Source organism: Kitasatospora sp. NPDC048194, assembly GCF_043202455.1.
Lineage (GTDB): Bacteria > Actinomycetota > Actinomycetes > Streptomycetales > Streptomycetaceae > Kitasatospora.
The window spans coordinates 270,793-283,683 of the sequence record NZ_JBIDAK010000001.1; the positions used below are offsets into that span (position 1 = coordinate 270,793).

General features: G+C 69.4%; 15 protein-coding genes and 1 riboswitch. Of the genes, 4 read left to right on the forward strand and 11 right to left on the reverse strand.

Translation table 11 applies throughout. The features are described 5' to 3' along the window. Positions 1-18: 18 nt before the first annotated feature. From ACGF07_RS01375 to ACGF07_RS01410, 8 genes are all read right to left on the reverse strand, one after another. Positions 19-255 carry a DUF397 domain-containing protein gene (locus ACGF07_RS01375; RefSeq protein ID WP_392894424.1) on the reverse strand — a complete coding sequence of 79 codons (237 nt, stop codon included), beginning with the start codon at positions 253-255 and terminating at the stop codon, positions 19-21. Between the two features lie 85 nt (positions 256-340). Beyond that, on the reverse strand, positions 341-589 hold the full coding sequence (locus ACGF07_RS01380; RefSeq protein WP_392894426.1) for a hypothetical protein: 249 nt from the start codon (positions 587-589) through the stop codon (positions 341-343). Between the two features lie 315 nt (positions 590-904). Continuing rightward, entirely contained in the window at positions 905-1,738 is an 834-nt protein-coding gene (locus ACGF07_RS01385) for a helix-turn-helix domain-containing protein (protein WP_392894428.1), read from the reverse strand. Then, positions 1,735-2,262, reverse strand: coding sequence for a DUF6879 family protein (locus tag ACGF07_RS01390; RefSeq protein ID WP_392894430.1), 528 nt, complete (start codon positions 2,260-2,262; stop codon positions 1,735-1,737). The genes ACGF07_RS01385 and ACGF07_RS01390 overlap by 4 nt, the downstream gene beginning before the upstream one ends. After that, entirely contained in the window at positions 2,246-2,437 is a 192-nt protein-coding gene (locus ACGF07_RS01395) for a hypothetical protein (RefSeq protein WP_392894431.1), read from the reverse strand. Before ACGF07_RS01395 ends, ACGF07_RS01390 begins: the two co-directional genes overlap by 17 nt. Before the next feature lie 195 nt (positions 2,438-2,632). Further along, on the reverse strand, positions 2,633-3,139 hold the full coding sequence (locus ACGF07_RS01400) for a DUF6879 family protein (RefSeq protein ID WP_392894433.1): 507 nt from the start codon (positions 3,137-3,139) through the stop codon (positions 2,633-2,635). A gap of 144 nt (positions 3,140-3,283) precedes the next feature. Further along, the gene (locus ACGF07_RS01405) at positions 3,284-3,556 is read right to left on the reverse strand and encodes a hypothetical protein (RefSeq protein WP_392894434.1); all 273 of its coding nucleotides are present in this window, start codon (positions 3,554-3,556) and stop codon (positions 3,284-3,286) included. Next, the gene (locus ACGF07_RS01410) at positions 3,553-3,984 is read right to left on the reverse strand and encodes an ATP-binding protein (protein WP_392894436.1); all 432 of its coding nucleotides are present in this window, start codon (positions 3,982-3,984) and stop codon (positions 3,553-3,555) included. Before ACGF07_RS01410 ends, ACGF07_RS01405 begins: the two co-directional genes overlap by 4 nt. Positions 3,985-4,207: 223 nt before the next feature. Between ACGF07_RS01410 and ACGF07_RS01415 the strand changes: the two genes are divergently transcribed. Both ACGF07_RS01415 and ACGF07_RS01420 read left to right on the forward strand, forming a co-directional pair. Next, positions 4,208-5,077 carry a helix-turn-helix domain-containing protein gene (locus tag ACGF07_RS01415; RefSeq protein WP_392894438.1) on the forward strand — a complete coding sequence of 290 codons (870 nt, stop codon included), beginning with the start codon at positions 4,208-4,210 and terminating at the stop codon, positions 5,075-5,077. Further along, positions 5,070-5,291, forward strand: a complete 222-nt coding sequence (locus ACGF07_RS01420) for a DUF397 domain-containing protein (RefSeq protein WP_392894440.1) — start codon at positions 5,070-5,072, stop codon at positions 5,289-5,291. The genes ACGF07_RS01415 and ACGF07_RS01420 overlap by 8 nt, the downstream gene beginning before the upstream one ends. Positions 5,292-5,344: 53 nt before the next feature. On the opposite strand, the gene ACGF07_RS01425 is transcribed toward ACGF07_RS01420, so the two are convergent. From ACGF07_RS01425 to ACGF07_RS01435, 3 genes are all read right to left on the reverse strand, one after another. Beyond that, entirely contained in the window at positions 5,345-5,821 is a 477-nt protein-coding gene (locus ACGF07_RS01425; RefSeq protein WP_392894441.1) for a hypothetical protein, read from the reverse strand. Between the two features lie 82 nt (positions 5,822-5,903). Continuing rightward, on the reverse strand, positions 5,904-6,899 hold the full coding sequence (locus tag ACGF07_RS01430; protein ID WP_350744143.1) for a ribonucleotide-diphosphate reductase subunit beta: 996 nt from the start codon (positions 6,897-6,899) through the stop codon (positions 5,904-5,906). Positions 6,900-6,919: 20 nt separating this feature from the next. Continuing rightward, positions 6,920-9,325: a ribonucleoside-diphosphate reductase subunit alpha gene (locus tag ACGF07_RS01435; protein WP_392894692.1), complete on the reverse strand. Its 2,406-nt coding sequence runs from the start codon at positions 9,323-9,325 to the stop codon at positions 6,920-6,922. A gap of 191 nt (positions 9,326-9,516) precedes the next feature. Beyond that, positions 9,517-9,650, reverse strand: a riboswitch (cobalamin riboswitch). A gap of 446 nt (positions 9,651-10,096) precedes the next feature. Between ACGF07_RS01435 and ACGF07_RS01440 the strand changes: the two genes are divergently transcribed. Then, positions 10,097-11,191 (forward strand): hypothetical protein, encoded by a 1,095-nt coding sequence (locus tag ACGF07_RS01440; RefSeq protein ID WP_392894443.1) that lies wholly within the window; start codon positions 10,097-10,099, stop codon positions 11,189-11,191. A gap of 136 nt (positions 11,192-11,327) precedes the next feature. Continuing rightward, positions 11,328-12,782, forward strand: a complete 1,455-nt coding sequence (locus ACGF07_RS01445; RefSeq protein ID WP_392894445.1) for a glycoside hydrolase family 26 protein — start codon at positions 11,328-11,330, stop codon at positions 12,780-12,782. Positions 12,783-12,891: the final 109 nt, after the last annotated feature.

Below are 12,891 nucleotides of genomic sequence, written 5' to 3' on the forward strand. Positions count from 1 at the left end.
CGGGGCTGTCGGGTGGCGTCAGACGGACAGGCCGAACCGCGCGGGGTCGATCCCGGCGGTGGTGAGCTCCTCGGTGGTGAAGAGCAGGGGCGCACGGTCGGGGCGCTTGCTGTCGCCGAAAGCGTAGACGCCGGGCTGAACCAGGCCGAGGGTCACGCACGACTCGCCGTCGTCGCCCCCGCCCTGGTTGCCGCCGCACGCGCGGTTGAACTCGACGAGGGAGAGGTCGAGTTCGTACAGGTTGAGATCGGTCATCGCCTGCACCTTCCGGTGTCGTGGTGGGGCCGCACGGAACGGCCCCGTCCCGCCCAGGACTTGGGCGGACGTGTGAGGAGGAGAGTCAGCCCCAGAGGCTGATACGGGTCGTGAGCTGCTCGACGGGAACCCGGCGGGGAGGGGCCTCCGGCTCGAACAGCGGCCGGACCAGGGCCAGACCGTCCTGCGCGCCCACGATCTCGACCAGCCGCCCGGTGGTGAGGTCCTTCCGGACCGGGTTGTTGTCGACCAGCGCCATCAGTTCCGCATGCGTACGGCGGCGGCGGGGTGGCGGGCTCGCTTCGATCGGCTGTGCGGAATTCGCGGCGGGCATGGTGGCTCCCGGGATCCTGGGAAAGTTTCGGGGAGCCACCAAATTACGGGAGGCGCGGCCTGTTTCCTGCACGCTTTCCTGTTCCCGAAAGAATTAGGCGTGACTACCGTTGTGGCGCAGGAAGTCGGAGGAGTCGACTTCCTGCGCTCGGCTGCTCGGCTCGGCGACCTTGAGATGCTTCCCGAAGGCGGGAGGACGACTTCCTGGCGACGACTGTCGAGCGACCGCCGGGGATCAGGGCAGGAAGCGGTGGAGTTCCGTTGCGGTGCGCTGAAGGGCGGCCAGCTCGACCTGTTTCGTGCCCACGATTGCGGACTACCGAGAGCCCTCCTGCTCGGCCAAGAAACCGTCTCGAATGTCCTCAAGCATGCGTCGCATCGCGTCGCCGGACACGGCACGGTCGGAAAACCCCTTGAACTTGCGGAGGTACATCTCGACGTCGCGAGGGTCGGTGACCGCCAGTTCGACATGCACGGTCTCGACCGTCACCATCCGGTCGTCGCGGATCACGAAGGAGTGCGACGGCACGTCGGACTGCGGGGCAGCCAACGGAACGACCCGGATGTCGACCTGGCTGAGACGGGAAACCGAGATGATGCGGTCCAGCTGCCCGGCCATCATCGCGGCGGGCACCAGGCGCCAGCGCAGAACGGACTCGGTGATGACGAACTGCAGGGTCTTGGTGGCATCGTAGAGAGCTTGTTGTCTCGCAAGGCGGGCTTCGACTGTCCGGGCGAACTGATCCTCACCGAGGTCCTTTCCCGCGAACACGGCTCGCACGTACTCGGGGGTCTGAAGCAGCCCGGGAACGAGCGATGGCTGGAACACGCGAAGAAGTCGCGTCGAGTCGTCCAGCGCCTTGATCTGCTGCTGTTTGCGGTGGTAGCCGAGACGCCGCACCAGGCGCCAGGCCGTCGCCTCGGTGGACTCGGCCCGCGCGGCGGCCATGTACTCGGCTTTGACCTCGTCGGACACGCCTATGGCGGCAAGGATGCGTTCCACGTCCACCACGGTGGGCGGCACCTTGCCGGTTTCGATCTTGCTTAACTTGCTCGGAGACATGACAGCGCTGCGGGCGACGGCTTTGGCTTCCTTTCCGGAAGACCGCCGAAGGTCCCGTAGCGCTGCCCCGAGCTGTGTCCTGTTCACTCGCCGTGCTCGGCCCACCATTCCGTGAAGGGAACCGAGCTCGCCATGGCGATGTCACGGTACGCCTTGAACCGGGTGACCACGTCGCCGGTGAGAAAATCGGCTCCGGTGTACGTTCCGCTGGTGTCGTAGTGCATTTCTGCAACTGTCTCGTCATCGAAGAGCCAGAAATCAGGCGCCTCGGGAATCGGGTGCTCCCGATCCGTGGTGTCGAGGATGAAGAACTCCTCGCCGGCTGCCATGTTCCGGTGGTACCCCCATGCGAGTTCGAATCGGAGGTAGTCCGTGAGCGGGCGGGCGAGCACATGCACCCGGTACATGCGCTTACCGGAACGAGTGGCCTCGGCCACGGTCTCGACCCAGGCGGAGGCCTTGAAGCTCTCCGGTTGTCCTTCGCCTGCGAGGAATGCGTGATAGGCCTCCAGGCCGCTGGACTGGCCGTAGTCGTCAAGCGTTTCGAGCCGGAACGCCTCACGGCCGAACTCCGAGAACCATTCCCCGAGGGTCCTAGATGAGGTTGTCACGGATGGCCTTTCGAATGAGTTCGATGGGAATTTCGACCAGCGTCTCGTGATCTGGAACGCTGAGATCATGCGCGGTGAGGTGCTCGCCCTGTACAGCCAGGGTTCCCCGGTCCGTCAGGTACAGCGTCGGGCAGTCGCCGTCCGAGCAGGAACCCACAAGCCGTGTCAGCTCCACAACTTCCTCCTCGCTGGGTGTCCCTACGATGCTCGCGGGTGGAACCAGGCATCGGCAAGCGGTTCTCGTTTCCAACACTGGAAACTGGAACAACTTCAGCAATGGTGCAAAGGTTCGACAACAACGATGCTTCTGGGTGGCCCCTTGCTCCTCGCAAGGGCCCACCGAGAAGGGAGCACCGCGACTTCCGGGAGGTCACTGCGCTGCCGTGTAGTCTCCGAAGGGCACCGCGTTGGCCAGGGCGATGTCCCGGTACTGCCGGTACTCGGTGAGACGGTCTTCGGGGAGCAGCTCGGCGCCGAGGAACTGCCCTTCCGGCGTGTAGTGCATCCGGTAGACCTTGGCGTCGTCGAAGAGCCAGAAGTCGTGGTCGGGGAGCCCTGCCACGCGTTGCCGGGCGGTGTCGATGATGCCGATGGACTCGCCGGCTTTGATGTTGCCGGCGTAGGCCGCCAGCTCGTACCGGAGGTAGTCCGATAGGGGTGACTGAAGGACGTGCACCCGGGACAGCTGCTTGCCCAGGTCTGTCATGGAGCGAACCCAGGGACTGTCCGAGCATTCCGGCGGGAGTCCCTTGCCCGCGAGGAAGTCTGCGAACTCCTCGCGTTCGCCCTCCACGTCGTAGACGGCCAGTGTTTCGAGTCGGAAGGCCGTTCGTTCGAATGTCTCGAAGAGGCGGCTGAAGTCGTGACCCTTGAGCATGGAAGTGTTCCTCCAGAGGGGGAGACTCGTCGATGCGTAGCCTTTCCCGCCGGCACTTCGGGGTCAAGGACAAGATCTTTCGAGAACGGGAAAGTGGTTTGGCCGCCTCGGCCCGGCGTGAACGCCGGGCCGAGGCGGGGGAGTTCAGGGGCGGTGGGTCGTGATGGTGAGGGGATGGGCGGTCCAGCGGGGGGTCTCGCCGAGGTAGAGGGTGGTGCTCCAGCGGCCGCTGCGGGTGAGGCCATTGGCCACGGCGGCTCCGCCGGTCGGGCCGATGCAGAGGCGGATGAAGTCCCGATGGGCCTCGCGGACGGGGAGGTCGCGGACGCGCTCCCAGAGCACGGGCAGGGCGTGGTCGAGGCTCGGGAACAGGGTCGGCAGCATGATGCCGCTGATCCCGGCCCGGACGCTGCTCACGCGGCGCCCGCCTCGGGGGAGACGTGGCACCAGACGAACTTGCCGACGCCGCCCGCGCGCGGGGAGCAGCCCCAGCTCTGGGCCAACTGGTGGAGCAGCAGCAGGCCTCGGCCGGTCTCGGAGCACGTGGTGGCGTCGCGCAGGGTCGGTTTCCCGTTGCCGGCGTCGTGCACCTCGATGCGGAGGATGTGGTCGGGGAGGAGCTGGAAGCGGACGAAGATCAGACGGCCGCGCGGGGTGCGGGCGTGCCGCACGGCGTTGGTGACGAGTTCGCTGACCAGCAACTCGCCGACGTGCAGGAGGGATTCACCGGCGAGGAGCGGGAGGAGGAAGGAACGGAGCTCCTGGCGGGCGGCGCGGGGGGACCTGGGGTGCCGGGGCAGCCAGCAGGTCTGCTCGGCGGGGGTGGTGGAGACGGTTTCAGGCATGGTGGGGCCACCTCGGGAGTGTGCGGAGAGCGGCTGAAGAAGGCATGGGGATGCCCGGTGGAAGTCCGCTGTTATCACCATCCGTCTATCGGCGGACTACGTTGAGTAGCTTGCCGCTGGGTACTTCCAAAGTGCAAGTCCCTACTTTGGAAGGGATCAAAGATTGTTGTCGCAGGCGCAGGACGGCAGACTGACAACGCACATACCGCTGGGAGGTCGAAGCGTGCCCGTGAACAGGAACCCGACAGTTCGACAGCGGCGGCTCGCTCGAACGCTCAAGGAGATGCGGGTCGCGGCGCAGATGACGATCGCTCAGTCGGCGAGGCAACTGGCTTGCGCTGAGAGCAAGATCAGTCGGATCGAGGCGGCGCAATCGGGCATCAGACTCGTAGATCTCAGGCTGCTGCTCGATCTCTACGGAGTTGCGGACCAAGCGACACGCGGACAACTGGAAGACCTGTCAAGGGACGGCCGGTTGCGGGGCTGGTGGGACAGGTATTCCGACACCCTGTCGCCGCTGTACGCCGACTACATCTCGCTGGAAGCCGACGCTTCCGACGCCTACAGTGTTGAGACCTTCCTGATCCCGGGCCTCTTGCAGACGGAGGACTACACCCGGGCAGTGGTGCGAGCGCAGATAGAGGATGCCAGCGTCGAGCAGGTCGAGCGGCTGACCAAGGTCAGGTTGGAGCGGCGGTCGGTACTGACGCGCGAATCCCCGCTTCGGCTATGGGTCGTACTGTCTGAGTCCGTGCTGAAGCACCAGATCGGTGGGCGTGCGGTGATGAGGGAACAGCTCGACTACCTGGTCACCATGGCTGATCAGCCGAACGTCAACGTTCAGGTGCTGCCGGAGGACTCGGACGTTCATGCCGCACTGTTCGGACCGATGGTCATCCTGAGCTTCCCTGAGAGCACTGAGACGGACGTCGTGTACGTGGACAGCCTCCTCAGCACGCTCTACATCGAGGAACCGAGCGAGGTCTTCAAGTACTCCAACCTGTTCCGGCGGGCGCTGGCCGAATCCCTGCCGCGCAAGGAATCAGTCGCGCTCGTCAAGCGCATCGCGAAAGGTGGACATTCCGATGAGTAGCATCCCTGTGGGTGCGGCCGCTGTTGACCTCGTCTGGCGAAAGTCCTCCTTCTCAGGTGCCCAGAGCAACTGTGTGGAGGTGGCGGTAGGAGCGGAGGGCGCCGTGCCGGTCCGTGACTCGAAGGACCCGGATGGACCGGCACTGCTGTTCGCAACCGAGGCCTGGGATTCCTTCCTCTCTGGGGTCAAGTCCGGCGAGTTTTCGGCCGACTGACGTAACAGAGGTGCCCCGCACGGGCTGTGGCCGTGCGGGGCGCCACTGTTCTCTCAGGTGAGGTTGTCGACCCAGAAGAAAACAGTCCGCAGGACCGCTCCCGGGGCACCGGCGCCGAAGCCGATCACCATGGCCTGGCCGACTGCCACGTCCGTGGGGTCGACGCCCTGGGACCAGGTGATCCTCGCGTCGAGGCCGGGGATGGTGTTCCCCGGGGAATACGAACGGAACGATCCGCGCGCGTGGGCGATGAGCGCTCCGTTGCGGCGCAGCTCCGCCCGGCGGAGGCTGGTGGCCCTCAGCTCGTAGCTCCGGTCGCCGACGACGGCGGTGCGGGTGCGGTTGCGGGTCCGGCTCATCGGCACGTTCTGGCCGTTGATGTTCATCGCGCCGTGTTCGCGGTCCGGCACCACCGTGACGGTGGGCATCCCTGCCCCCTGCACGCGGGCGATGACGGACGGCCGGCGGTCGTGGCTGATCCGTATCGGCCCGAAGGGGCCGTTGACCACACGCTGTCGGAGCTTGGGCATGCCCGGGCTACTCCTGAAGACCGGGTACCGAACAGCGGAGCCGCCGTGACGGCAGCTCCGCTGTTCGCTGAACGATATCGACTCAGAAGTCGTCGTCGAAGGAGACCGAGCCCTCGACGGCCACCTGGTACGCGGACACGCGGCGCTCGAAGAAGTTGGTCAGCTCCTGGACGTTCTGCAGTTCCATGAACCCGAACGGGTTGGTCGACCCGTAGCGGATCGGCAGACCCAGGCGGGCCAGCCGCTGGTCGGCCACGGCCTCCAGGTACTGGCGCATCGACTCGGTGTTCATGCCGGCCAGGCCGTCACCGCACAGGTCGCGGGCGAACTGGAGCTCGGCCTCGACGGCCTCCTCCAGCATCTCGGTGACCTGCTTGGCCATCTCGTCGTCGAAGAGGTCGGGCTCCTCCTCGCGGACCGTGTCCACCACCGACATGGCGAAGTCCATGTGCATGGACTCGTCGCGGAACACCCAGTTGGTGCCGGTCGCGAGACCGTGCAGCAGGCCCCGGCTGCGGAACCAGTACACGTAGGCGAACGCGCCGTAGAAGAACAGGCCCTCGACGCACGCCGCGAAGCAGATCAGGTTGAGCAGGAACGCCCGCCTGTCCTCCTTCGTCTGCAGCGAATCGATGTGGTCGACCGCGTTCATGTACTTGAAGCAGAACTTGGCCTTCTGCGCGATGGAGGGGATGTTCTCCACCGCCGCGAACGCGGCCGCGCGGTCCTCCGGGTCGGGCAGGTAGGTGTCCAGCAGCGTCAGGTAGAACTGGACGTGCACGGCCTCCTCGAACAGCTGGCGCGACAGGTACAGCCGTGCCTCCGGGGAGTTGATGTGCTTGTACAGGCTCAGCACGACGTTGTTCGCGACGATCGAGTCGCCCGTCGCGAAGAACGCGACCAGCCGGCCGATCAGGTGGCGCTCGCCCTCGCTGAGCTTCGCCAGGTCGGCGACGTCCGAGTGGAGGTCCACCTCCTCGACGGTCCAGGTGTTCTTGATCGCGTCGCGGTACCGGTCGTAGAACGACGGGTAGCGCATCGGGCGCAGCGTCAGCTCGAAGCCGGGGTCGAGCAGCATCTTGCGGTCTTCGGGGGTGCTCACTGGCAGGCCTCGCAGGACTCGGGGTTCTCCAGGGAGCAGGCGATGGCGGCTTCCTGCTCCGGGGTGAGGGTCGGGGTGTTGACCGGCACGGGCGCGGCGGCGCGGGCGGTGCCGGACGCGGCCTGGGCGATGCGGGTCGCCGGGCGCGAGCGCAGGTAGTAGGTGGTCTTGAGACCGACCTTCCACGCGTACGCGTACATCGAGCTGAGCTTGCCGATGGTCGGCGCGGCCATGAACAGGTTCAGCGACTGGCTCTGGTCCAGGTACGGCATGCGGGCCGCGGCCAGGTCGATCAGCGCGCGCTGCGGCAGCTCCCAGGCCGTCCGGTACAGCGAACGGACCTCGGCCGGCAGCCAGTTGAACTCCTGGACGGAGCCGTTGGAGTCGCGCAGCGCGTCGCGGGTCTGCTGGTCCCAGACGCCGAGCTCCTTCAGCTCGCGCACCAGGTACGGGTTGACCTGCAGGAACTCGCCGCTCAGCGTCTCGCGCTTGAACAGGTTGGACACCTGCGGCTCGATGCACTCGTACACGCCGGCGATCGAGGCGATGGTCGCGGTCGGGGCGATCGCGAGCAGCAGCGAGTTGCGCAGGCCGGTCTCGGCGATGCGGGCGCGCAGGGCCGTCCAGCGGTCGGCCCACTGCGGGGCGGCCGTCGGGAAGTGGTCGATGTGCAGTTCGCCGCGGGCGGCGCGGGTCTCGCCGTACGCCTCGTGGCGGCCGAGCTGCTCGGCGAGGTCGGCGGAGCGCTCGTAGGCGGTGAGCATGATGCGCTCGGCGATCAGGGTGGAGAGGGTCTTCGCCTCGGCGGAGTCGAAGTCGATCCGCAGCTTGAAGAAGACGTCCTGGAGGCCCATCACGCCGAGGCCGACCGGGCGCCAGCGGGAGTTGGACGTGCCCGCCTCGGTCGTCGGGTAGAAGTTGATGTCCACCACGCGGTCGAGGAAGGTGACGGCGGTGCGGACGGTGGCGTCCAGGCGCTCCCAGTCCATCGCGCCCAGCAGGTCGTCGGCGGTGGCGCCGGCGGCGACGTGGGCGCCGAGGTTGACCGAGCCGAGGTTGCAGACGGCGGTCTCGGAGTCGTCCGTGACCTCCAGGATCTCGGTGCACAGGTTGGAGGAGTGCACCGTGCGGCCCGGCAGCGCGGTCTGGTTGGCGGCCCGGTTGGAGGCGTCCTTGAAGGTCATCCAGCCGTTGCCGGTCTGGGCGAGGGTGCGCATCATGCGGGCGTAGAGGGTCTGCGCCGGGATGGTGCGCACGGCCTTGCCGGCCTGCTCGGCCTTGCGGTACGCCTCGTCGAAGTCGGCGCCCCACAGGTCGACCAGCTCGGGGATGTCGGCCGGGGAGAACAGCGACCAGTCCTCGTTGGCGTTGACCCGGCGCATGAACTCGTCCGGGATCCAGTGCGCCAGGTTGAGGTTGTGGGTGCGGCGCGCCTCCTCACCGGTGTTGTCGCGCAGCTCCAGGAACTCCTCGATGTCGGCGTGCCAGGTCTCCAGGTAGACGCAGGCCGCGCCCTTGCGGCGGCCGCCCTGGTTGACCGCGGCGACCGAGGAGTCGAGGGTGCGCAGGAACGGGACGATGCCGTTGGACTTGCCGTTGGTGCCGCGGATCAGGCTGCCGCGCGAGCGGATGCGCGAGTAGGACAGGCCGATGCCGCCGGCGTGCTTGGACAGCCGGGCGATCTGCGCGTAGCGGTTGTAGATCGAGTCCAGGTTGTCCAGCGGGGAGTCGAGCAGGTAGCAGCTCGACATCTGCGGGTGCCGGGTGCCGGAGTTGAAGAGCGTCGGAGAGGACGTCAGGTACTCCAGGCGGCTCATCAGGCCGTACAGCTCGGCCACCTCGCGCACCGACTGCTCGGAGTCGCCGACCGCCAGGCCGCAGGCGACGCGGAGCAGGAAGTGCTGCGGGGTCTCGATGACCTTGCGGGTGATCGGGTGGCGCAGCAGGTAGCGGGACTGCACGGTGCGCAGGCCGAAGTACTCGAAGCGGTCGTCGCCGTGGGCGTCGATCAGCGCGTCCAGGGCGGCGGCGTGCTTGGCGACGAAGGCCGCGGTGGTGTCGCCGATCAGGCCCTCGGCGTGGCCGACGGCGATCGAGGCGGAGAAGGAGACCGCGCCCTGGCTGTTCGCCTCGTCCACGATCTCCAGGGCGAGCAGGCGGGCGGCCAGCTTCGAGTACTGGGGGTCCTCGGCGATCATCGACGCGGCGGCGTCCACGGCCAGCCCGCGCAGCTCGGCGAAGTCCGAGCCGGCGTGGCGGCCGCGCAGCGCGGCGGCGGCGACATGGCCGGGGTCGACCTCGGTGAGGTCGGCGCTGCGGTCGGTGAGCAGCCGCAGCAGCGCGCCGCCGGGGTCGGAGACCGTCGGGTCGGTGAAGGCGGTACCGGAGCCCTGGGCGGGCAGGGTGGCTGAGGCAGCGGTGGTCAAGGCGCTCTCTCCTGGCGGCGATCGGCGGCGGTGATCGGGTGGCACCGGGCCGATCTGGGCAGGGGAGCACGGCGCGAACGCGGAGCGCGTCGCGCGACGGTGTCTCCCCGGCCCGCCCGCGAGGCCCGGAGGGGTACTGCTCGTGCTGGCGCGGCCTCTGCGGGAGGGCCGTGGCGCACGCCGCCGGCAGGTACTCGGACTCGCGGGCACGGCTGCTGGAGCCGCCCGCACACCGCTGCGGGGCAGTCCCGGATTCCCACCGGGTTCCCCTGCATCGACAGCAGGAGTGAGCATACATGTAGTGGTGTCTCAGTGATGCGGCACCAGATGTTGTGCGGCGCGGTGTGTCGGGGCGATGACCGGCGGTACCGGGCGAGTGGCCGTTCGTGGCCGTCCGGGGCCCGGATCCGGGCGTTCGGCCGGGCCTGATCCGCCCCGGCGCCCGGCCCTGATCCGCCCCCGGTGCCCGGTCTCCACCTGCCCCGGCGCCCGGCCCTCGCCCGCCCCGGCGCCCGAGCCGATCGCACCGTGTCCGGGCCCGGCCGACCCGGCGTCAGGGCCGGCTCCGCCCGGCGCCCGTCCGGGTTTCGATACGGATCGGTCACCGGGGGGACCAGCGGTCAGGGGGATGCCCTACGATCTGGGCGCATGAGCGACGGAACTGGCGTACCTGGGCAGGGGCCGCAGGGAACGCCCCCCGCCGGGTCGGGGGGCGCACCGAATCATCAGCCGCCGGGGACGGGCCCGGTGGCGCCGCCGAGCGGCGGTTTCGGTCCGCCGCCGGCCTCCTACGGGCCGGTGGTGCCGTCCGCGCAGCCGCTCTCGCAGCCCGTTCCGCCGGTGCCGCAGCCGGTCGCGCAGCCGCAGCCCCAGGCCGTGCCGCAGCCGCAGCCGGTCGCGCAGCCGCAGCCCGTGCCGCAGGCCCAGCCCGTCCCGCAGCCGATGCCGCCGCAGCCCCAGCCGGTGCAGCCGATGGCCGCCGCCCCCCAGTGGCAGCAGCAGCCGGTGCCGCCGCAGCGCGTCGAGCCGGACTGGGAGGCGCTGGCGGACCGCAACGAGGCCGCCGCCAAGCGCAAGCGCCGGATGAAGGTCATCGGCATCGTGGCCGCGGTCGTCGTGGTGGGCGGCCTGGTGGCGGGCGGCGCGGTGCTGCTGGGCAAGAAGGACGGCCCCAAGGAGGCCGGCGGCGGCCCGACCCCGGCGCCCACCTCCGGCCGCCCGACCCCCGGTCTGTCGAGCGCCACCCCGGGCGGACAGGCTGACGACCCGTCGAAGCCGATCTGGGAGGCCGCCACCGATCCGGCGCCGCAGGACGCGGGGGCGCTGTTCTCCGCGACGCAGGTGACGATCAACGGCGCGACCTGGATCCGGACCGTGGTCTCGCTGGACCAGCCCTGCTGGGACGGCAACTCCACCACCGGCGGGCTGGGCAAGGTCCTCGGCGACCAGGGGTGCCAGAAGGTGCTCCGGGCGACGTACGTCTCCGGCGACAGCGCGGTGACCGTCGGCGCCGCGGTCTTCGACCACAAGATCCAGGCCGAGACCGCGATGAAGAACTTCACCGGCCAGCTCAAGGGCCTTCCCGCGCCCGGAGCCCCGGCGTTCTGCGCCAACGCCGGCTGCCCCGGCACCCACAGCAGCCTGGGCCGGTACGCCTACTTCACCGTCGAGGGCTCGGCGAAGGGCGGCAACGCCCCCGACGCCACCGCGAGCGCGGCGGCCTCCGGGTTCGCCGAGCACGTGAAGGGCCAGCTGCTGCAGCGGGCCAAGGCGGCGGGCTCCGCGACGCCCGGATCCCAGGGCACGCCGCAGGGCACGCCGGCGGCCACCCCGACCGGCTGACGCGCCGACACCCCCGGTGCGGCAGGAGCGTTCGCCGGGACCGGGGGAGTGTGGCAGGCTCTCACGGAGTCATTCGTACGCGTGTTCCGGTTGCGTCCGTGGGGGTCGGTACCGGCGAGCAACCGGAGGAGCGGTCGTGGCCCTGCCCAATGCCCTGCGCGGCAAGTCCGCCGTCCTGGCCGCGGCCGGGATCGTGGTCGTCGCGGGCACCTTCGCGCTGCTGGGCCGTGACGACCGGGTCGACGGGACCCAGCCGGTGCGGGTGCCGGTGTCGGTCGGTGCCCCCGGGCGCACCCTGCCGCCCGACGTGGGCCGGGACCTCCTCGCCCGGGACCCGCAGGCCTCACCGAACGCCCGCGCCGTCGAGCAGTTCCTGACCGACCTGGAGCGCCAGGCCCGTACCGGGCAGAGCGGCGGGACGGTGATCGGCCAGCACGTCGAGGCGCACAACGAGCGCAACAACCCCGAGTACGGCGACTACCGCGGCACCAAGCAGGTCGGCTACTACTACAAGAAGGCCGCCGACATCACCGGGAAGCTGCCGGGCTTCCTGGAGACCGACCTCGGCCCCGGCTACGGCCAGAACGCCTGGGGCGCGGGCAACCCGCGCTCCTACTCCGCCGGCCGCTGGCCCACCTGCCGGACCGGCTGGCAGTACACCGATGACGCCGTCGACCTGATGGCCGCCGTCTGGTCCGGCCACCCGCGCCCCGACGACGGCACCTACGACAGCTCCGGCGTCCAGCAGAACTGCGACGGCAGCAGCACCGAACTGCCCGACAACGGCGGCGCGCCCGCCGGGATCGTCGGCATGTCCTTCCACGAGCCCTACCCCGGCTCGGACGTCAAGTCCTTCGACCGGGTGCTCTGCGCGAACTCCCCGGCGGCGAAGGACCCGGGCTGGTTCGGCCGGGTCGTGGACGCCGCGCACGACACCGCCGAGTACCGGGCGCTGATCACCGACCTGTCGTACCTGGCCGACCACCTGGAGTACCTGGCCGCCCACGACGTGCCCGTGCTGCTGCGCCCCTACCACGAGATGAACGTGCAGGACTGCTCCCGCAGGTTCTGGTGGGCGGGCCAGAAGCCGGCCGACTACCAGGCCCTGTGGAGGATCACCTACAAGTACCTGGTGGAGACCAGGGGGCTGCACAACCTGCTGTTCGTCTGGACGCCGGTGTCCTGGGACGGCGCCCCGGGCGTGGACCCCTGGGACTACTACCCCGGCGCCCAGTACGTCGACGTGGTCGGGGTCGACGACTACAGCGGCAGCCCGGCGCACCCGATCGGCACCGGCGAGGTGTGGACCAAGCGCTACTACGACGGACTCGCCGCCTACGACAAGCCGCGGATGCTGGCCGAGTCCTTCGCCGTCCCCGTCAACGCCCGCCAGCCGGACACCCTGCGGCGCACGCCCTGGACGATCTGGACGGTCTGGGGGCAGTCGCTCACCGCCGCCAACCTGGCCCCGGACCAGCCGCGCAACGCGGCTGCGGACGTCAACGCGACCTACCACAGCCCGCTGGCGATCACCGGCGGCTCGGGTTCGTTCGGGGGGACCGTCGACTGGGGCGGGCTGCACGTCCGCTGAGATCCACCGGATCCCGCCGGGGGCGCCCGGGGACGCTCCGGGATCCGCCGAACGGGCGGAATTCCGGGTCCCTTGCGGCGTGTGGCATCCTGTGGCGGCGAAACCGAGG